The organism is Metabacillus flavus (genome assembly GCF_018283675.1).
Taxonomy (GTDB): domain Bacteria; phylum Bacillota; class Bacilli; order Bacillales; family Bacillaceae; genus Metabacillus_B; species Metabacillus_B flavus.
Map to the genome: position 1 here is coordinate 799,495 of NZ_JAGVRK010000001.1, position 26,117 is coordinate 825,611.

Genomic DNA, 26,117 nt, shown 5'->3' on the forward strand with positions numbered 1-26,117 from the left:
GAGGGTGGATGACGGCTCTCTTCCTTTTTACGTTTATTTGTTTATCGTCTGGTCAATGATTTTCTGTGCCTTTGAGGCTGCTTCTTCAGGGCTTGTTCCGCTTAGTGTATCCTGAATGGAGTTAACGACCGCTTTTTGGACATCAAGGTTTTCAATCAGGAAGCGCGGCTGAAATCTTGTTTTCTTGTCAGCCCATACCGCGGTTTCTTTTAAATCTTCAGATTCGTATTTTACTTCATTAACGGTTACATGCTGGGCCGTTTGATTGGCATAATCGGATGCGTGTTCAGGCTCACTTAAGAATTCAATAAATTTTTCTGCTGCTTCCTTATGTTTTGAACGGTTGTTGATTCCGAGCATAAAGGTGGTAGTATGAATGCCCTCCCACTTTGCTTCGCCTTCCGGAACCGTAATAGGAGCCAGCAGCTGAACTTTTATATCGGGATTAAGGGATTTCACAGTTGCAATGGAGTAGGAACCGGTAGCAAGCATGGCAGCTTTTTCCTGAGCGAATAATGCAACAGCTGTATCCTGCTTCGTTCCAAGAGCGTCTTTCTGGAAGGCACCCTTATCCTGGAGCTCTTTTATTTGGGTTAATGTTTTGACCCACCATTCTTCAGTTAGCTTTGAATCTCCTTTTTCCAAGCCGGTAATTGTCTTGTCATCAGGTGCGTTATTCATGACCATTGTATTCATGAACTGGCCGGCACCGATGTCTGCACCTGCAAAAGCAATTGGAGTGATTCCATTATCCTGGAGCTTTTTGGAGACAGAAAGAAACTCTTCCCAGTTCTTTGGCGGGGTCAGCCCATATTTCTCAAATAGCTCCTTATTATAAAGCGGCATGTTGTAAACAAGCTGATATGGAACCGCCAGCTGCTTGCCATCCTTCTGTCCAGCCTTTATGTATTGGGGCTGATATTGTTTAACTGCCTTGCTGTCAGTGAGGTCAGTGTATAAATTTGCTTTGGCGATGGACTGGAATTGTGCTCCCGGGAAGGAGGCAAAGACATCTCCTACCGTTCCATCCATTAATTTCGTTTGAGCCAGGGTTTGATATTGATCAGATGGAAAGACGTTCATTTCCACATCAATGTTCGGGTTTTTTTCTTCAAATTGGGAGATCAGCTCGTTGAATACTTTCGTATCCTCGCCACGCCAATGGATAAAACTGATCTTTTCCTTTTCCCCGCCGTTCTCCGAATTACCGGAAGTTCCTGCTGAACATCCTGTTAATGCTAAACTTGCAGCGAAAAGCAGCCCTGCCCATTTCTTCATATTGCTTCCTCCCTAATTGGTGCTGATTGATTTTTTAATTTTGGAAAAACAAGCTCTGCAAAACGGTACGCCTCTTCAAGATGCGGGTAGCCAGAGAGAATAAAGGTATCAATTCCAATATCCTCGTATTCTCTCAATCTTTCAGCGACGATATCTGGATCTCCGACAATGGCGGTACCAGCGCCTTCTCTTGCAAGTCCCACACCTGCCCATAGATTAGGTGAAATCTCTAAATCTCTTCTGGACTTGGATCCGCCATGAAGGGATGATTGGGTCTTCTGCGCGGTTGAATCAAAGATAGAAAATCTCTTTTGGAAGCTTTCAATCGTGTCATCTGTTACATATTGGATCAGTTCTTCCGCTGCAGCCCATGCAGCCTGTTCGGTTTCTCTCACGATGACATGCATACGCAGACCAAATCTCATTGTTTTTCCGGCAGCCTTTGCCTGCTTTTTCATCTCCTCTACTTTTTTTCTTATTTTTGCAGGGGGTTCCCCCATAACAAATGAACATCAGCGTGCTTCAGCCCAACCCGCTTGCCGGCATCTGAGGAGCCTCCAAAATAGATTGGGGGATAAGGCTGCTGGATGGGCTTTTCCGGTACATGGGCACCCGTAACAGAAAGGTGCTTTCCTTCGAAATCAACCGTTTTGCCTTGAAGAACATCCCTCCAGATGGTTAAAAATTCATCAGTGAGGTCATATCTTTGGTCATGGTTGAGATAATTCCCAAAGCCTGCCTGCTCAGCCGGATTCCCGCCGGTAACAATGTTAAGGAGGAGGCGGCCATTCGACAGCTGATCAAAGCTTGCAGCCATTCGGGCAGATAGGGTAGGGGACATTAAACCGGGCCGTAATGCCACCAAAAATTTCAAACGCTCTGTTACCGATGCAAGCATTGAGGCGGTAATCCAAGCATCCTCGCAATTTGCTCCGGTTGGCAGCAGAGCGCCGTCATAGCCGAGAGTGTCTAAAGCTCCTGCAATTTGCTTTAAGTAAGAAAGATCGCTTTTTCGGGCTCCTTGAAGGGTACCTAAATAGCGTTCGTCTCCTGCAGTTGGAAAAAACCAGAAAAGATTCAATTTTTTTCTCCCCTTATCGTTATGTTTGATGGAAAAATGGAAGTTTAAACAGGAAAAAGGCGCCTGCTTACCTTGGGAGTAAGTAGACGCCTTCAGTTTCTCTGATCAGCTCATATCATTTGTTATATTTTAATGTATATAATTCCGATCAGTCAAGTGTGTATTTAAATTTTTTTGGAGGAAAGTCGGTGGTGCCTGACCCGCACTTTATTAGAGAAGTAAAGCTTCGGCACCATTTCCGCCATCCGCTGCGGCGCAAGGGCTGGTTAGACATGGCCTCTGTCCCCCGCTGCGGTGAAGAATGACGGGACTGGCACCGTGCCAGTCCCCGGTTTCTCTGCAGAACGAAAGCTCCGGCACCTGCTCCTCCAAACCTTGGTAACAAAGGGTTTAAACACCCCCGTCTCCGTCCCCTTATGCTTTAAAGCAAGCCGGGACAGGCACCCTTATAAAAGTAAAAAAATTCCACCAAAAAAGAACCGGCCCCTAAAGGCCGGTTCTCACATATCAACCAAAATCACTCGGTAGAAACAGAAGGATCTGCCTGTTCCTTAGCCGGTACGAGCTGCAGGAAGTGCTGCGCCGGATTGTCGAGCAGAGGTTTTAATTCTTCCGCTTCTGCCTGCTGGCCATGTTCTTCAAGTGCGGCAATGTAGACGCCTAGCAGTTCTTGAATATCGGACAGACCTTTTTTGTTGAGATGGGCAATTTCAACCTTCGCTCCTTTAGCGACTCGGCGCTCAAGCGCAGATTGAGTGAGTCCCATTTCAGGCTGCTGACGGACATAGACGACTCCGCCTGTCATCCCTGCGCAAATCCATGGACCCGGGTCGCCGAGGACAAGGCCGCGGCCGTTTGTCATGTACTCGAAGGCAAAGCCCTTGATGTTCGCGTTGACTCCGATGTTTCCGTGTTCTACTGCTGGAATCGGCTTTTCGATGCGGCCTCCGATGATCATGTCGGCGCCGGATAGACGAATGCCGGCTCTTGCATCTGCATCTCCCTGAACGAGAAGGGTACCGCTTTGTGCACCATAGCCGAAGCCTTTTCCGACAGAGCCGCTATAGAATTCACCGTCTCCGCCTTTTCCTTTAAGGACACGGATCGCGCCGCCGAAGGACGTTTTTCCGGTTCCATCCTGTGCACCGCCTTCAACGGAGATCGTGATTCCGCTTGAGTTGTAGGCGCCGAGTCCGTTACCGGGAACCGAGCCGTTTTTGTACGTCAAGCGGATATCTTCAAGCTCCCTATAGGATCCGTCAAGACGCTCGCGCACTCGATGGCCTGACACCCGGCTTCCGAGAACGCGCTGTTCGGAGGTGATGCTTGCAAATTCTCTGGATTGATGAAGATCTTCATCCCTGTAATCCAGGTATTCTGCTCCTGCCGCAACGGCAAGACCGCGTTCCTGGCTGCTTGCTGCAACCTCTTTATGAGCGCTCGCAAGGTTCTGGATTTCAAGAGGTTTAAGCAATAAGGAAAGATCCATTGCATCGGTCTCTTTTGTTTGTTCAAGCAGATCGGAACGGCCTACAATGCTTTGAAGATTCGTAAAGCCTAGTGAAGCGGTCAAAGCTTTCAGTTCGCTTCCGAATGCCGTGAACATGTTCTTTAATCCCTGAACGGCATTATCGTATTGTCTTGGAACGAAGCGCCTTAAACCGTGTTCTTTTGCCTGTGCTTCGGATTCGATTTGCGTTGCAATTCCGACATGGCACGTATCCAGATGACAGCCGCGGCACGTTGTACAGCCGATGGCGATCATAGACAGGGTTCCGAAGCCGATGCGGTTGGCACCAAGGAGCATGAGCTTTACAACGTCCATTGCGCTTTTTACGCCTCCGTCTGCCCATAGCTCGACCTTCTGGCGCAGTCCTGCTTCAAGAAGGGCATTATGAGCAGCCTTTACACCGATTTCAACGGGAAGCCCTACATACTGAAGAGCATGAATTCTCGCTGCCCCCGTACCGCCGTCAAATCCGCTTAGAGTAATGATGTCAGCGCCTGCCTTGGCAATTCCGACAGCGATGGTTCCGATATTCGGCACAACCGGCACCTTTACCGCGACCTTTGCCTGATCGTTTGCTGTTTTCAGCTCGGTAATCATTTGCGCAAGGTCTTCAATGGAATAGATATCATGGTTGTTTGATGGTGAAATCAAATCAGAGCCAATCGTTGCATTCCGTGCTTCCGCAATTTTCGCTGTTACTTTTGATCCCGGCAGGTGGCCGCCTTCTCCAGGCTTTGCCCCCTGGCCAATTTTGATTTCGAGAAGGTTGGAAGAGTTCAGCAGCTCTGCGTTGACTCCGAATCGTCCGGATGCAACCTGCTGGCCGCGCGTTTTCGGATATTTGCCGAGCATATCCTTGATTTCTCCGCCTTCACCGTTCAGGCTGACCATATTCAGCTGATCAGCTGCTTCCGCATAGGCGCGGAACGCGATTTCGTTCTGGGACCCGAAGGACATGGAAGCAATGATAAACGGCAGGTCATGCTCTCCGACCCTTAAATCCACCTTATCCGGGTTTACGCTTGAATCTGTTTGCTTCAGGCTAGTCAGATGGCGAATCGTAATCGGATTTGCTTCCTCCTGCTCGGTAATTTTTTCGCGGTATGCATCATAATCACCATTGGCAGCCACATCTCCAATCGCTTTCCAGATCCTTGGGAACAGATGAAAGGTTTTAGTCGGACGGGCTTTTTCATTTTCAAAATCCTCTGCCCGCTCTATGGCATCTGTTTTCATCTGATTGAAATTGTAGCGCAGCTCATTTGAACCAAGGAAGTTCGGAATATCAAGCAAGTCACCGATTTCATGGTTAAGCCCGATAGCTGAAAACAGGCGTCCATACCCGCGCAGTTCGTGAATGCCGATCGTTGAAATGACTTTTTCCAGACCTTTATTCAGTGCTTCAAAAAGATTAATAGAAGGCTGTGTCTGGCCATCCTCCGCTACTGTCGCAAAAATCATGTACGGGTTCAGGATATTCGCACCAAGTCCATATGCTGTAATGATGTCATGCAAGGAACGAATCGCTCCGGAACGGAGGAGAATCGAACAGTTTCTGCGCAGCTGCATGGTCACAAGGGTCTGATCGATGATAGACGTAATCAAGTGAGGGTCAATCCACAGATTTCCGTCTTTATGTGCAAGATGATCGTCCAGTACAAGCAGTGCAGCACCATCGCGGACCGCTTGAATCGCTTCCGCAGAAAGGCGGTCAAGTGCTTCCTTCAGGGATTCATTTTCAGAGAAAACGGTGTTTAAAACATAAAGCTGTTTATTTCTGGAAAAAATTTCGGATAATTCTTCATATGGCAGCTGATAGGACGCTTCAAATGCTTCATGAGCGAGGAGGCCTTCCATAATGATCGGGGAAGGAAGCTCTAAAATATGCTCAGAAGTTTTCGCATCAAACAGGGACGGCCGTTTTCCGACAATCGTACGGGTTGAGAAATGTTCGGATTCCCGGTCCCGGTCAATAGCTGGGTTTGTTACGACTGCTACGCTTTCCTTAAAGAAGTCCGCCAGGTTTTTCCGGCCTGGATGAATGGCGGCAAGCGGACCGTCATGTCCAAGAGAACGAATCGGTTCAACGCCTTTATCCGCCATTTGTTCGAGCATCTGTATATGCTCCCTGTCCCAGCCGAATGCTGCATAATGACCGTTATGAAGCTTCATAACTGGTGATGTTGAGCATTTTCCTTTTGAAACAGGATGATTCAAGTGGGTGCCAAAGCCATCAACCTGAACGCGGCTTGTAAAGCGGCCATGAACTTCCTCCTGATAAGCAGGATAATCATAGACTTTGATGGTGTCCTCATCCCATTTCAAGCCAACTTTTTCACCCGGTGCAAGCGGCTTCGGGTTTGCCATGTATTCACTAGCCGGAATGATGCCGGGCTCTGATGCAAAAATATAGGAAGTTTTTGTTTCTACCTTCCAAAGCGGACGAAGCCCCAGAGCATCAACGCTGTACACTGCTTCATCCCCGAATCGGGAAATGATGCCCGCGGGACCCTGTGCGAAATGACCCCAGGCCTCCCGAATATACGTATACAGATTTTTCAGGTGGTCCGGATAGGACTTAATTTCATTAATAATAGGAGGGAACAGGACGTCAAGTGCTTCAAATAAGCTATATCCGTCACGGCATACAAGGGTCTCAATTGTCCTGTTCAAATCCTGTGAATCACTTCCGCCGATGGTGAGAGGGGCACCAATCATGCGCGCCTCATCGCGAAGCTTTGAAATGGTATTGATTTCACCGTTGTGGCCGAGCATGCTGAACGGCTGCACACGGAAAAAGTTTGATAGGGTATTAGTTGAATAGCGGTTGTGGCCGAGAGTCATGGAAGACGCCACTAGCGGATCTGCCAGGTCATGATAATACTGCGGCAAAACGTCTCCGGCGCCCATTACCTTGTAAACTGCGGCATGCTGGCTTAGGGAAGCCGCATGGATATGCTCATCCTTTTCAAGTTCAATAGCCAAGTCAAATAGGCGTTTGGCAAGTGTTTCATTGGTTTTTTTTACAGGAATCAGGGCAGTCTGCCAGAAAAGAGGCTCCTCCTGAACTGCAATCGGACCAAGTGCGTTAGAAGATGTAACTTTGTCCGTTTCAAAAACAATTTCAAAACCGTAGGATGCAATATGCTTTATTGCGGCTTTCTTCGACTCTGACTGATTGCCATGGCGGGATAAAAAGAAATGGCCGACTATAAAATCGTCTCTGTCAGCCAGTTTTGTATCGGCACCGGCCTGTTCAAGCTTTTGCTTCCAGAGATTGCGCGGGATATCAATGTGAATGCCTACGCCGTCGCCTTCTTCATTAATGAAGCCTGCGCGATGGTTCATCGTGACAAGGGCTTTAATACAAGCATCGATGTTCTCTTTCGTCGGTATTTTATGTTTTTCTACTATTGAAACAATACCGCATGCATCGTGCTCTGCGTTTTCATAGTTTTTGAATGTACTGGGACTCCACTTTTGCTTCATATTAATCGGCTGCCATGAGGGAACTTTATATTCCGCTCGCTGCGCCTTCACCTCCTGCTGATAAATGTTGAAATGGTAAGTAAGATTGAAGAGTAATAGGATGTAAAAATAGGGCGGAGAAAAGAAAAGTAAACAGTGCCGGACAAGTATTGAACCTGCACTGAATTTATATAATTTTCAGAATTGTAGCTTTTATCATACCATCTAAGAAAAACATTTTCAATTATTTATGCAAAATGATGAAAGGAGCATTCATGTCAACAACTATGGCATATTTGTTCCAAACGCTCGTATGCATGAATAAGTAAGCGTTTTCATAGGAGTGTTTAAAAAGAATCAGAGAATGAAAGTGTAGTTTAATTGTATAATAGTGTATTTTTATACAGTTAGTTTATAAGAGGAGGAAATTTGCCGGGCGGCCCGTATATGGAACGTACTGGCGCGTAAGTGCGGTTAGATGGCACGTATTATTCTGCGGAACTTGGCCTGTAAACAGTGCCGGATGGTCCGTATTTGGAACTTGGCCCGCAAATAGCCTCAAATGGCCCGAATTCGGGGAAACTTGGCCCGGAAACCGCCGAAAATGGCCCGTATTGAGGAAAACTTGGCCCGTAAACGGCCGTGGGTGGCCCGGAAATAAAAAAGGACCGGCTCAAAAGCAGGCCGGTCCCTTACCAAATCCTATTTTTTCAGCGCTTTAAACGCTTTTTCCACTGCAGCTAGAGTCTCCGTAATATCTTCTTCCGTATGCTCGGTTGTCAGGAACCAAGCTTCGTATTTAGACGGGGCAAGGTTGATTCCCTGATGCAGCATTTCCTTAAAGAAGCGGGCGAACATTTCGCCGTCTGTGTTCTCTGCCTGCTCATAGTTTTCTACTTTTTCATCCGTAAAGTAGATCGTCAGCGCGCCTTTCAGACGATTGACTGTGATTGTGATATCATGTGCAGCCGCATGCTTCAGGATGCCTTCTTCAAGGATTGCGCCCAGGCGGTCCATTTCTTCGTATACGCCCTCCTGCTCCAGTACTTCGAGGCAGGCGATTCCGGAAAGAATGGAAGCGGGGTTGCCGGCCATTGTTCCTGCTTGATACGCAGGTCCGAGCGGTGCGACAGTTTCCATAATCTCTTTTTTGCCGCCGTACGCGCCGATTGGCAGTCCGCCGCCGATTATTTTTCCGAGCGCGGTCAAGTCAGGGGTCACACCGAGCATATCCTGAGCGCCTCCATACATGAAGCGGAATGCCGTGATGACTTCATCGTAAATCACAAGGGCTCCTGCATTGTGGGTAATTTCGTTTACCTGCTCCAGGAAGCCGGGTTTCGGTTCCACAATCCCGAAGTTGCCGACGATCGGCTCTACCAGCACAGCGGCGATTTCACTTCCCCATTTTTCCATCGCTTCGCGGAACGGTTCAATGTCGTTGAAGGGAACGGTGATTACTTCCTGGGCGATGCTTTTTGGAACCCCCGCAGAGTCCGGTGTACCGAGAGTTGCAGGACCTGATCCTGCTGCAACAAGGACAAGATCGGAGTGGCCGTGGTAGCATCCTGCGAACTTAATGACTTTATCGCGTCCTGTGTAAGCACGGGCTACACGGATCGTCGTCATGACGGCTTCCGTACCGGAGTTCACGAAGCGCACCTTTTCCATGTTCGGCATGGCTTGCTTCAGCTTTTTAGCAAAATCAATTTCGAACGGAGTCGGTGTTCCGTAGAGAACGCCGTTTTCCGCCGCTTTTGTAATGGCTTTTGTGATATGGGGGTGGGCATGCCCGGTAATAATCGGACCGTATGCCGCCAGGTAATCTATGTATTTATTTCCGTCTACATCCCAGAAGTATGCGCCTTGGCCTTTTTCCATGACAACGGGAGCTCCTCCGCCAACGGCTTTATAGGATCGGGAAGGGCTGTTTACGCCACCGACAATATGTTCAAGCGCTTCTTTTTGAAGTTCTTCTGATCTGGTAAATTGCATAATAAAAATCCTCCTAAAAAAGTCTGCTCTCTCATTCTAGCACTTTTTCAGGAGGATTTCTGTTCAGCTACTTGGAAATGATTTCATCAACGATTCCATAAGCGAGTGCTTCTTCCGCCGTCATATAGTAATCGCGGTCCGAATCCCGGGCAACCTTTTCGATTGGCTGTCCGGTCTGTTCGGCAATTTTTTCATTCAATATCTGTTTGGTGTGAAGCAGGCGTTTCGCGGTTATTTCGATATCGGATGCCTGGCCGCGGGCTCCTCCAAGCGGCTGATGAATCATAACCTCAGCTGAAGGGAGCGCATACCGTTTTCCCTTTTTGCCGGAAAGGAGCAGCATTGCTCCCATGGAAGCGGCCATCCCAATGCAGATCGTTTTCACGTCAGGCTGGATGTAATCCATCGTATCGATAATCGCAAACCCAGCCGTGACAGAACCACCCGGACTATTTATATAGAGGGAAATATCTTTTTCCGGATCCTCGGAAGCAAGGAAAAGCATCTGGGCAACCGCGCTGTTGGCTGTATGATCATTGATTTCATCACTGATCATGATGATGCGGTCTTTTAAAAGCCTTGAGTATATATCATACGATCTCTCGCCATGTTTTGTTTGTTCCACTACGTAAGGAATCATATTCATCTGCAAATCCTCCGTTTATTAAGCGGCCATAAGTGCCGTCGGTCCGCTGTTTGATTTTGGAACGAGGGTCAGCAGATTGAGCAGGGGATGTGGATCTTCTTCAGTCAGAGAGCGGCTGATGGCAGCGGCCAGCTCTCTATCGATGTCCGATGTGCCATCCCGCATCGTGTGCTGCCTCGCCCTGAATAGCAGGGCTTTAACGGTTGCAACCGTAAATCCTGTTATTTCAGCGATTTCTTCATTTTTGAAAAGCAGCGCTTCCTTCAGCACAAAGACCGCTGCCTGTTTTTTCGTCATGACCGATGCAAGCCATTCGGCAAGCTCCGCTATTTTGCTTTCTGTTTTGGCTCCAGTTAAATCAGATGGGACGAACCCGGTCGTAATTCGCTTTTGTTTGCGGAAGAAATCAATGTGCAAATGGCAGGCGGCTTTGTTATATAGGGCCTGCGGCAGATCCTCCGGCAGTTCTTGATACTTTTCTAAAAGTTTGCATACGGTTGCTTGAGCGAGATCCTCCGCATCCCATTTATTCCGTGTGAGCATGAGACAGTATTTAAATAGGGAAAGATACGTTTCATGAAGGTCTTTCTTTTCAAAACGAGCAGCGCTGCTATTGTTCATCGATTTCACTCCTTAAAGGTGCACCTTTGTATATTAAACGGATGAATGGCTTAAAAGGATATGGGTTTCTGCATTTTATTCTTTCCAGGGAAGATGAATTCCTTCAAAGTTGGGATGATATAGGCTAAACTATCTTTGGCAGACATTACGAAGGGAACGTGCAAAATGAAAAATGTCATTGAAACTGAAGGGCTTCGGAAGGAATTTAAAGCCTATTCGAGCCGGGAAGGCCTAGGAGGCGCTTTTCGGGATTTGTTTACACGCAATTATAAAGTGGTCCGCGCTGTCGACGATTTATCGTTTACCATCAAGCAGGGAGAGATGGTCGGTTATATTGGTGAAAACGGAGCGGGGAAATCCACTTCCATAAAAATGCTGACGGGAATCCTCAATCCAACGGCCGGAACGGTTCGTGTCAATGGAATGGATCCCCACAGGCAGCGGGAGAAATTTGTAAGCTCGATCGGTGTTGTTTTCGGCCAGCGCTCCCAGCTTTGGTGGGATATCGCGGTTCAGGAATCATTCCGTCTTTTGAAAAAAGTGTACAAGGTGTCTGATGAGGATTATAAAAATCACATGGGGCATGTGATTGAATCGCTTGATATCGGTCCGCTTTTGGATAAGCCGGTGAGAAAGCTGTCGCTTGGACAGCGGATGCGCTGCGAGCTTGCCGCTGCATTGATTCATAATCCGCCGCTCTTGTTTCTGGACGAGCCGACAATTGGGCTGGATGTACTGGTGAAACTGAAGATCCGCCAGTTCTTGAAGGAAATGAATGAAAAGTACAAAACGACGATCCTGCTGACCACCCATGATTTATCCGATATTGAAGCGCTTTGTGAGCGGGTCATCATGCTTGACCAAGGAAAAATTATTTATGATGGCGCGCTTGCACATCTCCGCCAGGATTTCGGGGAAGGAAAGAAGATTGAATTTCAGTTTGGAGAGGCTGTGGATGAATCATCATTAAAGGATCTATCAGAGGAGCTTGAAGTTTTCTGGCAGCAAAACAATGAAAACAGCTGGACGGCCTTGCTCACAGCACAGGAAGCCGGCATGTCCGAGCTTATCGGCCGTGTAGTAGGAGCGAAAAAAGTGCTGGATATGAGCATTCATGAGGTTTCAACGGAAGAAATCATCCGCCAGATTTATGAAAAAGGCTACCAGCCGGAGAAGAGGATCCTGACATGATGCGGGGGTCTTGGCATGGATAAATATATAGAAATGGTGCGGATCCGCTTTTTGATGATGCTCGCGTACCGGACGAACTATTATAGCGGCATTTTGATCTACAGCATTAACATCGGCGCTTACTTCTTCTTATGGTCCGCGATTTATGGAGACAAAGGGAATATTCAGGGTCTGAGTGTGCTGCAGATGTCTACTTATGTGGCAGTGGCCTGGATGGCGCGCGCTTTTTATTTCAACAATATCGACAGGGAAATTGCCCTTGAAATTAAGGAAGGGAAGGTAGCCGTTGAGCTGCTTCGTCCCTATCATTACCTTGGGATGAAGACGATGCAGGCGTTCGGTGAAGGGGTATTTCGCCTATTATTCTTCTCGATGCCGGGCATGATTTTTATCGCTTTTGTTTTTCCGCTGGAATTTCCGGGGAATGCCGCAACGTGGATCTTTTTTGCGCTGTCACTCGTTTTCAGCTTTATCATCAACACGCAAATCAATTTGCTCACAGGAATTATGACGTTCTTTCTATTTAATAATGATGGGTTAATCAGAGCGAAACGTGTAGTAGTGGATCTGTTTTCGGGGCTGCTGCTGCCAATCAGCTTTTACCCGGGCTGGGCGCAGGGAGTCATGCAATATTTCCCGTTCCAGGCCATCAGCTATGTGCCAAACATGATTTTCACAGAGGCCTATAAAGGAAACGAACTCCTGCAGGCACTTCTTTATCAAGGGATATGGGCGATCCTCCTCCTTATTCCAATCCAGCTTCTATGGATGCTGGCAAAAAAGCAAATGGTCATCCAGGGAGGGTAACGCATGTATTACGTATCGATGTTTATCCAATATGCAGGACAATATATGAAAACGAGACTGCAATACCGCGCTGATGTGCTCGTCGAAATCTTTTCCGACTTTCTGTTCCAGGCCGTCAATTTGATTTTTATCCTCGTTGTATTTGGCCACACCCAGTCATTAAGCGGATGGAATCAAAATGAAATCATCTTTATCTATGGATTCTTCCTTATCCCATTTGCGATTTTCGGAGCTTTTTTCAACATATGGGACTTTAATGAACGGTACATTGTAAAAGGAGAGATGGACCGGATTTTAACGAGGCCGATCCACAGCCTGTTTCAAATCACGCTTGAAAGAATGGAACTGGAATCGCTGTTCGGAGCGGTTACTGGTTTTGCGGTTATGATGTACGCGGGATCCCAGCTTGATCTCCCGTTTTACTGGCATGATCCGCTCGTCTTCATCCTTTTCACCGTGGGAGGAGTATTGGTTTATGCAGGCATCTTTATCATGATTGCAAGCATCAGCTTTTACTCCGACTCCCGCACATCCATTATGCCGATGATGTATAATATCGGTAACTATGGACGGTACCCGGTCGATATCTACAACAAAGCCATCCGCTTCGTCTTAACGTGGATCCTGCCATTCGCCTTCGTCGGCATGTACCCTGCTGCCTACTTCTTGAGGAAAGAAGAATGGTACACATACGCATTTTTAACTCCGGTTGTCGGGGTTGCATTCTTCTTGATTGCCGTGTTTGTGTGGAATCAGGGAGTGAAGCAGTATCGGGGAGCGGGGAACTGAATTTGGCGCTTTGTGTGGTACTTTGCTTGCACTGACCCTCAATACGGCAGTGCGGCGGGGGAATGAGCAGCTGCCCGCTAAACCCGCGTCCAGTGTGCAATTACAAGGGTGGGGACGGAGATTTAGTCCTTTAGCGGAATGAAGGTCAGAGCAATGCACTGACCCCCAATGCGGCAGTGCAGCGGGGGACAAAGCACCACCGCCTTTTATTCCATCTGTAATAAACGTTCTCCAGCACAGGGGACAGAGATTTAGTCCTTTAGCAGAACGGGGGTCAGTGCAAACCCACAGTCGAAAGGAGCCAATCCTGATGGCCAAGAAAAAAGAATCACCCCCTAAAGAAGAACCCAAAAAAGCTCCTGAGTGGGAGAAGCTGTATCAGCTGATTAGTAAGAAAGTGAAGAAAAGGTGATTTATATAGTAGAGACCGGCTCGTGGTTTGGGGCCGGTCTTTTAACGTTTGTATGACTGTTTGGTATGAGATTATTGCAAGAAAAGCAGCAACAGACTTTAAAACTTTAAAAATGCACTATATTTCCAGGCACATAATCGGACTTTCTCCATGCATATACATAAAAAAAGGACAAACACGGAGGCTGCTATGGAACCGATTATTGCTGTTGCTACCATCATCTGCCTGCTCATGTCTGTTCGAATAACAGCGAAGACGTTCAAAGAGCAGCAATTCCTGTCCCGCGAAACGATTCTCGTCATCGCGTTTTTATATTTATCGATTTTGATTGGTTTTGCGATGCTGTATCTTCTATTTATCCAAACTGGACAAGGGATTCTAACGCAGGGCAATGAGCCGATTAAAGGGGATTATCTGGAGCATTTGAATACAAGTCTGTATTTTAGTGCGGTCACACTGTTCTCGGTCGGCTATGGGGAGATCATTCCGGTGGGAGCGGGGAGGCTGATTGCCGTTCTCGAAGCATTGATTGGATATATGCTGCCGGTCATTTTAGTAGCAAGAACGGTGCTGGAGATAGATAAAAACGCTAAATAGTTGTACGAACTCTTACTTTTGGGTACCCTCTAGATAGAAATCATTTTTGGAGGGGAAAACATGAGTATTGAAGTTGGGGTTCAGGCTCCTGAATTTGAACTGAATGCAGCCGGCGGCGAAAAAATTAAGCTGTCTGATTATAAAGGGAAATATGTTGTTCTCTATTTTTATCCGAAGGACATGACACCGGGATGTACGACACAGGCCTGTGATTTCCGCGACCGCCACAGTGAATTTGCTGATGTCAATGCGGTGATTCTCGGTGTGAGTCCGGACCCTGTGGATAAGCATGATAAATTCAGAGACAAATATGATCTTCCTTTCCATCTGCTAGCCGATGAGGATCATAAGGTATCTGAAGCATATGGTGTATGGAAGCTGAAAAAGAACTTCGGAAAAGAATACATGGGCATCGAACGCTCTACTTTTATTATCGATCCTGAAGGCAAGATTATTAAAGAATGGAAAAAAGTTAAAGTGAAGGATCATGTGGAGGACGCACTGTCGTTTATCAAGAATGAGTCCAACTAAACCGTGAAGGCCTGGGAGAATGTTTCTCAGGTTTTTTTGATTTAACACCGCGGCTTGAATTCAAAATCGGAAGGAATACCAGCCTCCTAACACGAATAGGAAAAAGGTAAATAATTAGGAGGCGATTATAATGGAGAACCATCCGAAAAAGCTCTATGAATACAATGCGTGGGCGCATCAGCGGATTCTTGGCCATTTAAAGACCCTTCCTCAGGACATCTTTCATAAGGAAATAAAAAGCACCTTTCCCTCTGTTTCTGCGACGATGACTCATATCTATGTAACAGAATATTTATGGCTTCAAGCGCTGGAAGGAAAGGAAATGGCGGCTGCTATGGAAGCGGCAGGTAAACTGCGTGAAGAGCTGGGAGAACTATCGCTGGATGAGATTGAAAAGGAGTTCATTGAAATAACCGCTCAATTTCAATCCTTCTTTAACCTCAATCCTGATTTGGAAAAGAAAATCATGCTCAACAATCCATTCGCTGGAGAAAGAGAAACCAGTCTGGCAGAAATCATTTTTCATATTATAAATCACGGGACGTATCATAGAGGCAATATTTCAGCGATGCTTCACCAGCTGGATGAATCTTCTTTGATGACCGATTACGTATATTATTGGTACAGGGATCAGCTTACTCCTAAAAAATGAAAAGGACCGGATGCTTGGTATCCGGTCCTTCCTTTTATTCTTCTTTTTTGCTGCGTCCAGCGCGTTTTACTGCTTCCTTCAAAATAATCTCGATCTGAGCATTTACACTTCGGATTTCATCGTCTGCCCATTTTTCAAGCGCTTTGTAGAGCTCGGGATCAATTCTGAGAGGGAAATTTTTTCGCTTCATTTCATCACAACCTAGTAGATGCTTCCTGAATTAATGATCGGCTGCATGCCTTTTTCAGACACGAGGGAGACCATCAAATTATTCACCATCTGTGCTTTTTTCTCTTCATCCAATTCCACAACGCCTTCTTCAGCAAGCTGATCGATTGCGGACTTCACAAGACCTACGGCTCCATCAACAATAACTTTTCTTGCAGCAAGAACCGCAGTTGCCTGCTGTCTCTGCAGCATAGCTGATGCAATTTCAGACGAATAAGCAAGGTGCATAATTCTGGCCTCGATCACTTCAACCCCTGCAACTTGAAGTCTTCTTTGAAGATCGCTTGCCAGCATATCGGCAATTTCATCACTATTTTTCCTTAAAGAGATACCCTCATCTCCGTAAAAATTATCATAAGGATACTGAGTGGCGATATGACGAATTCCAGTTTCACTTTGGATGCGGACAAATTCTACATAATCGTTTACATCATACATGGCTTTCGCTGAATCCAATACCCTGTAAACAATGACAGCTGCAATTTCAATCGGATTACCTTCAAAATCATTCACTTTAAGCTTGTCACTGTTAAAGTTCACCGCTCGAAGTGAAATGGTGCTGCGGATTGTGAGCGGAATCGTCATCCAAAATCCTTGATCACGGATGACTCCCCGGTATGTGCCGAAGAACGTACAAACATTTGCTTTATTAGGCTGGACAATCGTCAGCCCGCTGAGCACAAGCATACCTAGAAGAAGGGAGGCAATGGCTAAAACAATCCCCGCGACTTCTCCAAACTGCTGCTGTGCATTGAAGAAGAAGAGGGCTCCTCCGCAAAAGATGAGAAACAATAGGATACCCATGAATCCATTAACCTTCCAGATCTTTTTCTCTGTCATTCATCTGACCCCCAATATATTTATATCATTATGATATCACTTTAATATCAGAATTACACTATAATTTTACATTTAAGGAAAAATGTTTGAAAAGGGGGCGTTCGTCCATTCCGAAATTGGCACTGCGGTATATAGTAAGAGGGAAGGCATAACCTCCTCAAAAGTTAGTGCGACATTGGTGCAGAATTAATTTCTGCACATTTTTTTATGAGAAAACTTTTTCTTAATTGCGTATTCCAGCAGGGCGGAGCATTGACAAAACTCAATTCCGCAGAGTACACTATTTATAAATATTACAATGTGAGAATGTTTTTCGGAAGAGAGGTGCATGGCGGATGTCTGAACATCAGCTCAAGGAAGCGATTGATACATTAAAGCAAACCGGAGTCCGGATTACCCCGCAGCGTCATGCGATTTTGGAATACCTTATTCAATCCATGAACCATCCTACAGCGGACGATATCTATAAATCATTGGAAGGTAAGTTTCCAAATATGAGTGTGGCTACGGTCTATAATAACCTTCGGGTTTTCAAGGAAGTCGGACTTGTGAAGGAGTTAACCTATGGAGATTCCTCCAGCAGGTTCGATTTTGTAACAACAGAGCATTATCATGTTATTTGTGAAATGTGCGGAAAGATTGTTGATTTCCATTATCCTGGACTCGATGAAGTTGAGCATCTGGCGGCTCATGTTACTGGATTCAAAGTGAGCCATCACCGAATGGAGATCTACGGTGAATGCAGCGGGTGCGCTCAAAAAAATATCCATTAAAAAAGCTGATAGGAAGCGCCTATCAGCTTTTTTTTGCCGTTTTTCGGTTGTAATCTTCATTAAACTCTTTGCCTTCCAGCTGCTTGTCCAGTGTGAGAGGTTCTCTGCAATGCATACACATATCCACTCTCCCGAGAATTTTCGTAGGTTTTTGACATGCTGGACAGATAACCTGAACAGCTCGTGTAGAAAGCATGCCAATCCAAAAGTAAACTGCCGTGCTGGCTAAAACTGAAAGCAAGCCGAGGATCATGAAGATAGTCATTGCGATAATAGATTGCCTGAAAAAGATCCCTAAATACATGATGAAAAACCCAACAAAAACTAAGCTAAGCGCGAAAGTTCTTATTTTATTAATTTTGTTTGAATAAGCGCGAGCCATCCCATCAACCCCTTATACTAAATATAGCACAGGAAGCGGAGAGGATTTTGAAAAAATCACCATTAATATCCGAAAAATATCCTTGTCGAAAAAATGTCTTTTAATCCTTTAGTGGGATAAATGTTTGTCGAAAAAGGGTATTAGAAAAAAATGTAGAAGTTAAGAAACGAATCAATATTGTGCTTGGAGGAATTATTGAAATGGAAAACATTCTTCGCCCTATCTATCAGGAACGGGCAAGTCACCCGGACACGCTTGCTGTCATCATGGTTGAAAAAAAGGATCAAACCTCTCCGGGAACGGATATGTTTGATGCAGCGCTGCTAATTATTGTCCGCACAGCGGAAATCCCAGTACATATAAAACATTATGAGTTTAACGATCATAAGGCATCCATGCATATCGTGACAGAGAAACAGATCAGTGAATGGCTTGTGCTTGGAACAAACAGAAGGATCATTGATTGGATTTTAAATGGCAAGGTATTATTTGATCGGAATGAATATTTATCTCAACTGGTAGAAAAACTTAGTACATTCCCATTCTCTGAAAGAAAGCTGAAAATTGTCATGGAATACGGGAAGCTGATCAGACGTTATTTTGAGGGGAAATCTTTTTTTGAAGCAAAGCAGTATTTGGATGCATATAATCATATCGTTCATGCCCTTCATCATCTTGCAAGATTAGAAGTTATTGATCAGGGGTTTTATCCGGAGATTACTGTCTGGAATCAAGTTCGGCAGATTGAACCGCAGGTCCATAAGCTTTATCAGGAGCTGATCGATAGTGGAGAGCCCCTCAATAAAAGACTGGAGCTTCTTTTTCTTGCGAGTGATTTTTTGATTCATTCAAAAGCAGATGTGGGAGCGGCGCATTTACTTTCTATATTAGAAGAAAAGGAATTCTGGCACTTTTCGGAGCTCCTGGCTCACCCGGAGATCGCTTATTATGCGGTGGATCTGAGTATTTTGCTTGAGTTTTTAGTGGAGAGACAGTTCGTGGGCATTCATCTAATTGAAACGAAGGGCAAGGGAATTTATCACCGGGCTTATTCTTTTAAAAAAAGTTATTGACCAAGGTTGTGACAGGTGGTATATTAATAAGCGTCGCTGCTGAACGAAGCCGATAACGCCGAAATCGGCAGCGATAAAAAATAAAAAAGTTGTTGACTCGGGCTTCTGAAAATGTTATATTTATAAAGTCGCTTCTGAGGAAACGAACGAAACAAAATGATCTTTGAAAACTAAACAAATCGAAGTGCCAACGTTAATTCTAGAGCAACAAACAAGAGCTAGTCAAACTACTTTTTGGAGAGTTTGATCCTGGCTCAGGACGAACGCTGGCGGCGTGCCTAATACATGCAAGTCGAGCGGACCTCTTCGGAGGTCAGCGGCGGACGGGTGAGTAACACGTGGGCAACCTGCCTGTAAGACTGGGATAACTCCGGGAAACCGGAGCTAATACCGGATAACTTTTCGAACCGCATGGTTCGAAGATAAAAGACGGTTATGCTGTCACTTACAGATGGGCCCGCGGCGCATTAGCTAGTTGGTGAGGTAATGGCTCACCAAGGCGACGATGCGTAGCCGACCTGAGAGGGTGATCGGCCACACTGGGACTGAGACACGGCCCAGACTCCTACGGGAGGCAGCAGTAGGGAATCTTCCGCAATGGACGAAAGTCTGACGGAGCAACGCCGCGTGAGTGATGAAGGTTTTCGGATCGTAAAGCTCTGTTGTTAGGGAAGAACAAGTGCGGGAGTCACTGCCCGCGCCTTGACGGTACCTAACCAGAAAGCCACGGCTAACTACGTGCCAGCAGCCGCGGTAATACGTAGGTGGCAAGCGTTGTCCGGAATTATTGGGCGTAAAGCGCGCGCAGGCGGTCTTTTAAGTCTGATGTGAAAGCCCCCGGCTCAACCGGGGAGGGTCATTGGAAACTGGAGGACTTGAGTACAGAAGAGGAGAGTGGAATTCCACGTGTAGCGGTGAAATGCGTAGAGATGTGGAGGAACACCAGTGGCGAAGGCGACTCTCTGGTCTGTAACTGACGCTGAGGCGCGAAAGCGTGGGGAGCGAACAGGATTAGATACCCTGGTAGTCCACGCCGTAAACGATGAGTGCTAAGTGTTAGAGGGTTTCCGCCCTTTAGTGCTGCAGCTAACGCATTAAGCACTCCGCCTGGGGAGTACGGTCGCAAGACTGAAACTCAAAGGAATTGACGGGGGCCCGCACAAGCGGTGGAGCATGTGGTTTAATTCGAAGCAACGCGAAGAACCTTACCAGGTCTTGACATCCTCTGCCACTTCTAGAGATAGAAGGTTCCCCTTCGGGGGACAGAGTGACAGGTGGTGCATGGTTGTCGTCAGCTCGTGTCGTGAGATGTTGGGTTAAGTCCCGCAACGAGCGCAACCCTTGATCTTAGTTGCCAGCATTCAGTTGGGCACTCTAAGGTGACTGCCGGTGACAAACCGGAGGAAGGTGGGGATGACGTCAAATCATCATGCCCCTTATGACCTGGGCTACACACGTGCTACAATGGATGGTACAAAGGGCTGCAAAACCGCGAGGTTAAGCGAATCCCATAAAACCATTCTCAGTTCGGATTGCAGGCTGCAACTCGCCTGCATGAAGCCGGAATCGCTAGTAATCGCGGATCAGCATGCCGCGGTGAATACGTTCCCGGGCCTTGTACACACCGCCCGTCACACCACGAGAGTTTGCAACACCCGAAGTCGGTGGGGTAACCCGTAAGGGAGCCAGCCGCCTAAGGTGGGGCAGATGATTGGGGTGAAGTCGTAACAAGGTAGCCGTATCGGAAGGTGCGGCTGGATCACCTCCTTTCTAAGGAAGAATTATCAGCACCTATGTGGTGCACAATTAACGGACGCACTTCGATTTTGTTTAGTTTTGAGAGATCATTCTCTCTATAAACTTGTTCTTTGAAAACTAGATAACGATATGAATGTCAAACATTCACACGAGTAAGCAAGTAACCTTACGATTTTCTTCTGCGCTTGCGTATGAAGAGAACATCAAGTCTGAAGACATCTGTTTTCAGCTCTAACGAAGATAACTTCCGTTATCAGGTTAAGTTAGAAAGGGCGCACGGTGGATGCCTTGGCACTAGGAGCCGATGAAGGACGGTACGAACACCGATATGCTTCGGGGAGCTGTAAGTAAGCGTTGATCCGGAGATTTCCGAATGGGGAAACCCGCTGCTCGTAATGGAGCAGCATCCTGATCTGAATACATAGGATCTGGAAGGCAGACCCGGGGAACTGAAACATCTAAGTACCCGGAGGAAGAGAAAGCAATAGCGATTCCCTGAGTAGCGGCGAGCGAAACGGGATTAGCCCAAACCAGAAGGCTTGCCTTCTGGGGTTGTAGGACACTCAACACGGAGTTACAAAGGAACGGGGTAGAAGAAGCGGTCTGGAAAGGCCCGCCAAAGAAGGTAACAGCCCTGTAGTCGAAACTTCGTTCCCTCCTGAGTGGATCCTGAGTACGGCGGGACACGAGAAATCCCGTCGGAAGCAGGGAGGACCATCTCCCAAGGCTAAATACTCCCTAGTGACCGATAGTGAACCAGTACCGTGAGGGAAAGGTGAAAAGCACCCCGGAAGGGGAGTGAAACAGATCCTGAAACCGTGTGCCTACAAGTAGTCAGAGCCCGTTAACGGGTGATGGCGTGCCTTTTGTAGAATGAACCGGCGAGTTACGATTACGTGCAAGGTTAAGTTGAAAAGACGGAGCCGCAGCGAAAGCGAGTCTGAATAGGGCGATTGAGTACGTGGTCGTAGACCCGAAACCAGGTGATCTACCCATGTCCAGGGTGAAGTTCAGGTAACACTGAATGGAGGCCCGAACCCACGCACGTTGAAAAGTGCGGGGATGAGGTGTGGGTAGCGGAGAAATTCCAATCGAACCTGGAGATAGCTGGTTCTCTCCGAAATAGCTTTAGGGCTAGCCTCATAGTAAGAGTCTTGGAGGTAGAGCACTGATTGGACTAGGGGCCCTCATCGGGTTACCGAATTCAGTCAAACTCCGAATGCCAAAGACTTATCCATGGGAGTCAGACTGCGAGTGATAAGATCCGTAGTCGAAAGGGAAACAGCCCAGACCACCAGCTAAGGTCCCCAAGTATCCGTTAAGTGGAAAAGGATGTGGGGTTGCTTAGACAACCAGGATGTTGGCTTAGAAGCAGCCACCATTTAAAGAGTGCGTAATAGCTCACTGGTCGAGTGACCCTGCGCCGAAAATGTACCGGGGCTAAACGGATCACCGAAGCTGTGGACTGTTCTTACGAACAGTGGTAGGAGAGCGTTCTAAGGGCTGAGAAGCCAGACCGGAAGGACTGGTGGAGCGCTTAGAAGTGAGAATGCCGGTATGAGTAGCGAAAGAGGGGTGAGAATCCCCTCCACCGAATGCCTAAGGTTTCCTGAGGAAGGCTCGTCCGCTCAGGGTTAGTCGGGACCTAAGCCGAGGCCGAAAGGCGTAGGCGATGGACAACAGGTTGAGATTCCTGTACCACCTCTTTTCCGTTTGAGCAATGGAGGGACGCAGGAGGATAGGGTAAGCGCGCTGTTGGATATGCGCGTCCAAGCAGGTAGGCTCAAGGGATAGGCAAATCCGTCCCTTGGTTAAGGCTGAGCTGTGATGGCGAGGGAAATTAAGTACCGAAGTTCCTGATTCCACACTGCCTAGAAAAGCTTCTAGCGAGGAAAATGGTGCCCGTACCGCAAACCGACACAGGTAGGCGAGGAGAGAATCCTAAGGTGATCGAGAGAACTCTCGTTAAGGAACTCGGCAAAATGACCCCGTAACTTCGGGAGAAGGGGTGCTCTTTAGGGTGAATAGCCTTGAAGAGCCGCAGTGAATAGGCCCAGGCGACTGTTTAGCAAAAACACAGGTCTCTGCGAAGCCGCAAGGCGAAGTATAGGGGCTGACGCCTGCCCGGTGCTGGAAGGTTAAGAGGAGAGGTTAGCGCAAGCGAAGCTTTGAATTGAAGCCCCAGTAAACGGCGGCCGTAACTATAACGGTCCTAAGGTAGCGAAATTCCTTGTCGGGTAAGTTCCGACCCGCACGAAAGGCGTAACGATCTGGGCACTGTCTCAACGAGAGACTCGGTGAAATTATAGTACCTGTGAAGATGCAGGTTACCCGCGACAGGACGGAAAGACCCCGTGGAGCTTTACTGCAGCCTGATATTGAATTTTGGCACAGCTTGTACAGGATAGGTAGGAGCCTTGGAAACCGGAGCGCCAGCTTCGGTGGAGGCATTGGTGGGATACTACCCTGGCTGTGTTGAACTTCTAACCCGCGGCCCTGATCGGGCCGGGAGACAGTGTCAGGCGGGCAGTTTGACTGGGGCGGTCGCCTCCTAAAATGTAACGGAGGCGCCCAAAGGTTCCCTCAGAATGGTTGGAAATCATTCGCAGAGTGTAAAGGCACAAGGGAGCTTGACTGCGAGACCTACAAGTCGAGCAGGGACGAAAGTCGGGCTTAGTGATCCGGTGGTTCCGCATGGAAGGGCCATCGCTCAACGGATAAAAGCTACCCCGGGGATAACAGGCTTATCTCCCCCAAGAGTCCACATCGACGGGGAGGTTTGGCACCTCGATGTCGGCTCATCGCATCCTGGGGCTGTAGTCGGTCCCAAGGGTTGGGCTGTTCGCCCATTAAAGCGGTACGCGAGCTGGGTTCAGAACGTCGTGAGACAGTTCGGTCCCTATCCGTCGCGGGCGCAGGAAATTTGAGAGGAGCTGTCCTTAGTACGAGAGGACCGGGATGGACGCACCGCTGGTGTACCAGTTGTCTTGCCAAAGGCATCGCTGGGTAGCTATGTGCGGACGGGATAAGTGCTGAAAGCATCTAAGCATGAAGCCCCCCTCAAGATGAGATTTCCCATCGCAAGAGTAAGACCCCTGAAAGATGATCAGGTTGATAGGTTCGAGGTGGAAGCGTGGTGACACGTGCAGCTGACGAATACTAATCGGTCGAGGACTTAACCTTTATTCAAGTAAGGCTGCTTTACTCGTGCAGCAATCGTTATCTAGTTTTGAGTGAACAAAAAAGATTAAAAAAAGTCTTGATTTTTTCTCCTCAAACTATATAATTAATCTTGTCACTTTTAAAATTTGTCTGGTAACTATGGCAAAGAGGTCACACCCGTTCCCATACCGAACACGGAAGTTAAGCTCTTTAGCGCCAATGGTAGTTGGGGGTTTCCCCCTGTGAGAGTAGGACGTTGCCAGGCAGGTATTCCGCAGTAGCTCAGTGGTAGAGCTATCGGCTGTTAACCGATCGGTCGCAGGTTCGAGTCCTGCCTGCGGAGCCATATTATGGAGAGCTGTCCGAGTGGCCGAAGGAGCACGATTGGAAATCGTGTATACGTCATAAGCGTATCGGGGGTTCGAATCCCCCGCTCTCCGCCATAATATCTGGCCCGTTGGTCAAGCGGTTAAGACACCGCCCTTTCACGGCGGTAACACGGGTTCGAATCCCGTACGGGTCACCAACAGTTTTTAATCAGCAGCAAGTTAAAGGTGTTATAATCACCCAACAAAATGATTGCAAGAGGGTTGGGAGGAGCAAGCAATTCTAGGAGTCGAGAGAGCGAACACGACAACGAAGTGCGCCGCTCATCACAAACCGAAACTATATGGAGGATTAGCTCAGCTGGGAGAGCATCTGCCTTACAAGCAGAGGGTCGGCGGTTCGATCCCGTCATCCTCCACCATTTTAACTTAATAACTTTTATTACCGCGGGGTGGAGCAACGAGCAATGCTTCCGTGAAAAAGCTTCGAGTTGTACTCGCCGAGCTGCTGCTTGGTTTTACTTCCTGAGGCGAGGACAGTCCGCTGTCTATGAGCATAGCTAAACTTAATACTTTTTATTATCGCGGGGTGGAGCAGTCTGGTAGCTCGTCGGGCTCATAACCCGAAGGTCGCAGGTTCAAATCCTGTCCCCGCAACCAAAATGGTCCGGTAGTTCAGTTGGTTAGAATGCCTGCCTGTCACGCAGGAGGTCGCGGGTTCGAGTCCCGTCCGGACCGCCATTTGATTTTTCGATCAAATCTAAGTAAAATGTAAGAGGGTTTCAATAAGCGAGAAGGTCGAGGAAGCGACTGAGTGAGCACAGGAGCGTATATCAATACGTGAGGATGCGATCGAGGGAGCAGACGAAGAGATTCGAAGCTTAGTGGAAGCCGAAACTTAATGGCTTGGTAGCTCAGTCGGTAGAGCACGTTCGAATAAGCTGCGAAGCGAAACATCAGCGCACAAATCGAGCTGCTGCTTGAATAGGCTTTCTGAGATTTGGGCGATTGTGCAAGTGAAATACTTTGGTTCTGACGTAAACAATAAAATGGCTTGGTAGCTCAGTCGGTAGAGCAATGGACTGAAAATCCATGTGTCGGCGGTTCGATTCCGTCCCAAGCCACCATAATCAACTTAGATAATATGCCGGTGTAGCTCAATTGGTAGAGCACGATCGAATAAGCTCCCTGGAATCACTTCAGCGCACAGATCGAGCAGCTTCTTGACTAAACACCCTGAGATCTGGGCGACCTTATCAAGCAGGAACGGTTCATATCACAAATATTATATGCCGGTGTAGCTCAATTGGTAGAGCAACTGACTTGTAATCAGTAGGTTGGGGGTTCAAGTCCTCTTGCCGGCACTGTCTTCACTGATGTGGAGGGGTAGCGAAGTGGCTAAACGCGGCGGACTGTAAATCCGCTCCTTAGGGTTCGGCAGTTCGAATCTGCCCCCCTCCACCATTTATAGGGGCATAGTTTAACGGTAGAACAGAGGTCTCCAAAACCTCCGGTGTGGGTTCGATTCCTACTGCCCCTGCCAATATAATTTGATAATGTGGCGGTTGTGGCGAAGTGGTTAACGCATCGGATTGTGGTTCCGACATTCGTGGGTTCGATTCCCATCAGTCGCCCCATATTTTTGTCTTTAGATATTGGCTGCTGTATAATGAACATACATAATGAGTACATACATAGATGGGCTATAGCCAAGCGGTAAGGCAACGGACTTTGACTCCGTCATGCGTTGGTTCGAATCCAGCTAGCCCAGCCATTTTTATTTTAAAGTAAATGATTCGTTTCCTTTTGCATAGAATGACATACAGAGGAAAAATGCGGAAGTAGTTCAGTGGTAGAACATCACCTTGCCAAGGTGGGGGTCGCGGGTTCGAATCCCGTCTTCCGCTCCATATGTACGGCGGCATAGCCAAGAGGAAAGGCAGAGGACTGCAACTCCTTTACCCCCGGTTCGAATCCGGGTGCCGCCTCCAAATTGT

Annotated in this window: 16 protein-coding genes, 14 tRNA genes, 3 rRNA genes and 1 pseudogene; 25 read left to right on the top strand and 9 right to left on the bottom strand. The window is 47.5% G+C overall.

The features are described 5' to 3' along the window. Positions 1-33: 33 nt before the first annotated feature. From J9317_RS04205 to J9317_RS04230, 6 genes and pseudogenes are all read right to left on the bottom strand, one after another. Complete coding sequence (locus J9317_RS04205; RefSeq protein ID WP_211556630.1) at positions 34-1,278, bottom strand: ABC transporter substrate-binding protein; 1,245 nt, start codon at positions 1,276-1,278, stop codon at positions 34-36. Then, positions 1,275-2,359: pseudogene (gene ssuD / locus J9317_RS04210) on the bottom strand (FMNH2-dependent alkanesulfonate monooxygenase). Before ssuD ends, J9317_RS04205 begins: the two are co-directional and overlap by 4 nt. A 517-nt stretch (positions 2,360-2,876) precedes the next feature. Beyond that, complete coding sequence (locus J9317_RS04215; RefSeq protein WP_211556631.1) at positions 2,877-7,358, bottom strand: glutamate synthase-related protein; 4,482 nt, start codon at positions 7,356-7,358, stop codon at positions 2,877-2,879. 681 nt (positions 7,359-8,039) lie between these two features. Beyond that, entirely contained in the window at positions 8,040-9,332 is a 1,293-nt protein-coding gene (locus J9317_RS04220) for a glutamate-1-semialdehyde 2,1-aminomutase (RefSeq protein ID WP_211556632.1), read from the bottom strand. A gap of 67 nt (positions 9,333-9,399) precedes the next feature. Continuing rightward, positions 9,400-9,978 carry an ATP-dependent Clp endopeptidase proteolytic subunit ClpP gene (gene clpP, locus J9317_RS04225; protein WP_284143252.1) on the bottom strand — a complete coding sequence of 193 codons (579 nt, stop codon included), beginning with the start codon at positions 9,976-9,978 and terminating at the stop codon, positions 9,400-9,402. Positions 9,979-9,996: 18 nt separating this feature from the next. Beyond that, positions 9,997-10,599: a sigma factor-like helix-turn-helix DNA-binding protein gene (locus J9317_RS04230; RefSeq protein WP_211556633.1), complete on the bottom strand. Its 603-nt coding sequence runs from the start codon at positions 10,597-10,599 to the stop codon at positions 9,997-9,999. 165 nt (positions 10,600-10,764) lie between these two features. Here J9317_RS04230 and J9317_RS04235 point away from each other — a divergent pair, with 165 nt between their 5' ends. The 6 genes from J9317_RS04235 to J9317_RS04260 all read left to right on the top strand — a co-directional run bounded on the left by J9317_RS04235 (position 10,765) and on the right by J9317_RS04260 (position 15,578). Beyond that, a complete protein-coding gene (locus J9317_RS04235) occupies positions 10,765-11,790 on the top strand; it encodes an ABC transporter ATP-binding protein (protein ID WP_211556634.1) in 1,026 nt (341 codons plus the stop codon). A 15-nt stretch (positions 11,791-11,805) separates the two neighbouring features. After that, positions 11,806-12,597 carry an ABC transporter permease gene (locus J9317_RS04240; protein ID WP_211556635.1) on the top strand — a complete coding sequence of 264 codons (792 nt, stop codon included), beginning with the start codon at positions 11,806-11,808 and terminating at the stop codon, positions 12,595-12,597. Between the two features lie 3 nt (positions 12,598-12,600). Next, a complete protein-coding gene (locus tag J9317_RS04245) occupies positions 12,601-13,386 on the top strand; it encodes an ABC transporter permease (protein ID WP_211556636.1) in 786 nt (261 codons plus the stop codon). A 601-nt stretch (positions 13,387-13,987) separates the two neighbouring features. Further along, a complete protein-coding gene (locus J9317_RS04250) occupies positions 13,988-14,395 on the top strand; it encodes a potassium channel family protein (RefSeq protein ID WP_211556637.1) in 408 nt (135 codons plus the stop codon). A gap of 60 nt (positions 14,396-14,455) precedes the next feature. Then, complete coding sequence (bcp, locus tag J9317_RS04255) at positions 14,456-14,926, top strand: thioredoxin-dependent thiol peroxidase (RefSeq protein WP_211556638.1); 471 nt, start codon at positions 14,456-14,458, stop codon at positions 14,924-14,926. Positions 14,927-15,056: 130 nt separating this feature from the next. Next, positions 15,057-15,578 (top strand): DinB family protein, encoded by a 522-nt coding sequence (locus tag J9317_RS04260; RefSeq protein ID WP_211556639.1) that lies wholly within the window; start codon positions 15,057-15,059, stop codon positions 15,576-15,578. A gap of 34 nt (positions 15,579-15,612) precedes the next feature. Here J9317_RS04260 and J9317_RS04265 read toward each other — a convergent pair whose 3' ends face one another. Both J9317_RS04265 and J9317_RS04270 read right to left on the bottom strand, forming a co-directional pair. Beyond that, positions 15,613-15,768, bottom strand: a complete 156-nt coding sequence (locus J9317_RS04265) for a type II toxin-antitoxin system antitoxin (protein WP_123914226.1) — start codon at positions 15,766-15,768, stop codon at positions 15,613-15,615. Between the two features lie 11 nt (positions 15,769-15,779). After that, positions 15,780-16,646 carry an SPFH domain-containing protein gene (locus J9317_RS04270; protein WP_211556640.1) on the bottom strand — a complete coding sequence of 289 codons (867 nt, stop codon included), beginning with the start codon at positions 16,644-16,646 and terminating at the stop codon, positions 15,780-15,782. Between the two features lie 335 nt (positions 16,647-16,981). Between J9317_RS04270 and perR the strand changes: the two genes are divergently transcribed. After that, on the top strand, positions 16,982-17,419 hold the full coding sequence (perR, locus tag J9317_RS04275; RefSeq protein WP_211556641.1) for a peroxide-responsive transcriptional repressor PerR: 438 nt from the start codon (positions 16,982-16,984) through the stop codon (positions 17,417-17,419). Positions 17,420-17,441: 22 nt separating this feature from the next. Here the strand turns inward: perR and J9317_RS04280 are convergent, their stop codons facing one another. Then, entirely contained in the window at positions 17,442-17,801 is a 360-nt protein-coding gene (locus tag J9317_RS04280; protein WP_211556642.1) for a YgzB family protein, read from the bottom strand. A 200-nt stretch (positions 17,802-18,001) separates the two neighbouring features. Here J9317_RS04280 and J9317_RS04285 point away from each other — a divergent pair, with 200 nt between their 5' ends. The 18 genes from J9317_RS04285 to J9317_RS04370 all read left to right on the top strand — a co-directional run bounded on the left by J9317_RS04285 (position 18,002) and on the right by J9317_RS04370 (position 26,111). Next, positions 18,002-18,874 carry a nucleotidyltransferase-like protein gene (locus J9317_RS04285; RefSeq protein WP_211556643.1) on the top strand — a complete coding sequence of 291 codons (873 nt, stop codon included), beginning with the start codon at positions 18,002-18,004 and terminating at the stop codon, positions 18,872-18,874. 231 nt (positions 18,875-19,105) lie between these two features. Beyond that, a 16S ribosomal RNA gene (locus J9317_RS04290) occupies positions 19,106-20,644 on the top strand. A gap of 244 nt (positions 20,645-20,888) precedes the next feature. Then, positions 20,889-23,815, top strand: a 23S ribosomal RNA gene (locus J9317_RS04295). Positions 23,816-23,943: 128 nt separating this feature from the next. Continuing rightward, positions 23,944-24,059 (top strand): 5S ribosomal RNA (gene rrf / locus J9317_RS04300). The 16S, 23S and 5S rRNA genes sit together here with 14 tRNA genes alongside, the layout of an rRNA operon. Before the next feature lie 6 nt (positions 24,060-24,065). Next, positions 24,066-24,140, top strand: a tRNA-Asn gene (locus tag J9317_RS04305). 6 nt (positions 24,141-24,146) lie between these two features. Next, positions 24,147-24,237: transfer RNA gene (locus tag J9317_RS04310), tRNA-Ser, on the top strand. A gap of 8 nt (positions 24,238-24,245) precedes the next feature. Further along, positions 24,246-24,320: transfer RNA gene (locus J9317_RS04315), tRNA-Glu, on the top strand. A 146-nt stretch (positions 24,321-24,466) separates the two neighbouring features. After that, a tRNA-Val gene (locus J9317_RS04320) sits at positions 24,467-24,542 on the top strand. 161 nt (positions 24,543-24,703) lie between these two features. Then, positions 24,704-24,780, top strand: a tRNA-Met gene (locus tag J9317_RS04325). 4 nt (positions 24,781-24,784) lie between these two features. After that, a tRNA-Asp gene (locus J9317_RS04330) sits at positions 24,785-24,861 on the top strand. Positions 24,862-25,171: 310 nt separating this feature from the next. After that, a tRNA-Phe gene (locus J9317_RS04335) sits at positions 25,172-25,247 on the top strand. Positions 25,248-25,411: 164 nt separating this feature from the next. Beyond that, a tRNA-Thr gene (locus tag J9317_RS04340) sits at positions 25,412-25,484 on the top strand. Positions 25,485-25,500: 16 nt separating this feature from the next. Further along, positions 25,501-25,584: transfer RNA gene (locus J9317_RS04345), tRNA-Tyr, on the top strand. Positions 25,585-25,589: 5 nt separating this feature from the next. Next, positions 25,590-25,663: transfer RNA gene (locus tag J9317_RS04350), tRNA-Trp, on the top strand. Positions 25,664-25,681: 18 nt separating this feature from the next. Continuing rightward, positions 25,682-25,757, top strand: a tRNA-His gene (locus tag J9317_RS04355). Positions 25,758-25,819: 62 nt separating this feature from the next. Further along, positions 25,820-25,894: transfer RNA gene (locus J9317_RS04360), tRNA-Gln, on the top strand. A 61-nt stretch (positions 25,895-25,955) separates the two neighbouring features. Next, positions 25,956-26,030: transfer RNA gene (locus tag J9317_RS04365), tRNA-Gly, on the top strand. A gap of 7 nt (positions 26,031-26,037) precedes the next feature. Further along, a tRNA-Cys gene (locus J9317_RS04370) sits at positions 26,038-26,111 on the top strand. Positions 26,112-26,117: the final 6 nt, after the last annotated feature.

Coding starts and splice junctions, on each gene's coding strand:
- bcp (WP_211556638.1), top strand. CDS start 14,456: ATGAGTATTGAAGTTGGGGTTCAGGCTCCTGAATTTGAACTGAATGCA.
- J9317_RS04205 (WP_211556630.1), bottom strand. CDS start 1,278: ATGAAGAAATGGGCAGGGCTGCTTTTCGCTGCAAGTTTAGCATTAACA.
- J9317_RS04270 (WP_211556640.1), bottom strand. CDS start 16,646: ATGACAGAGAAAAAGATCTGGAAGGTTAATGGATTCATGGGTATCCTA.
- J9317_RS04285 (WP_211556643.1), top strand. CDS start 18,002: ATGGAAAACATTCTTCGCCCTATCTATCAGGAACGGGCAAGTCACCCG.
- J9317_RS04240 (WP_211556635.1), top strand. CDS start 11,806: ATGGATAAATATATAGAAATGGTGCGGATCCGCTTTTTGATGATGCTC.
- J9317_RS04250 (WP_211556637.1), top strand. CDS start 13,988: ATGGAACCGATTATTGCTGTTGCTACCATCATCTGCCTGCTCATGTCT.
- J9317_RS04220 (WP_211556632.1), bottom strand. CDS start 9,332: ATGCAATTTACCAGATCAGAAGAACTTCAAAAAGAAGCGCTTGAACAT.
- J9317_RS04260 (WP_211556639.1), top strand. CDS start 15,057: ATGGAGAACCATCCGAAAAAGCTCTATGAATACAATGCGTGGGCGCAT.
- J9317_RS04245 (WP_211556636.1), top strand. CDS start 12,601: ATGTATTACGTATCGATGTTTATCCAATATGCAGGACAATATATGAAA.
- clpP (WP_284143252.1), bottom strand. CDS start 9,978: ATGAATATGATTCCTTACGTAGTGGAACAAACAAAACATGGCGAGAGA.
- J9317_RS04235 (WP_211556634.1), top strand. CDS start 10,765: ATGAAAAATGTCATTGAAACTGAAGGGCTTCGGAAGGAATTTAAAGCC.
- J9317_RS04215 (WP_211556631.1), bottom strand. CDS start 7,358: ATGAAGCAAAAGTGGAGTCCCAGTACATTCAAAAACTATGAAAACGCA.
- J9317_RS04230 (WP_211556633.1), bottom strand. CDS start 10,599: ATGAACAATAGCAGCGCTGCTCGTTTTGAAAAGAAAGACCTTCATGAA.
- J9317_RS04265 (WP_123914226.1), bottom strand. CDS start 15,768: ATGAAGCGAAAAAATTTCCCTCTCAGAATTGATCCCGAGCTCTACAAA.
- perR (WP_211556641.1), top strand. CDS start 16,982: ATGTCTGAACATCAGCTCAAGGAAGCGATTGATACATTAAAGCAAACC.
- J9317_RS04280 (WP_211556642.1), bottom strand. CDS start 17,801: ATGGCTCGCGCTTATTCAAACAAAATTAATAAAATAAGAACTTTCGCG.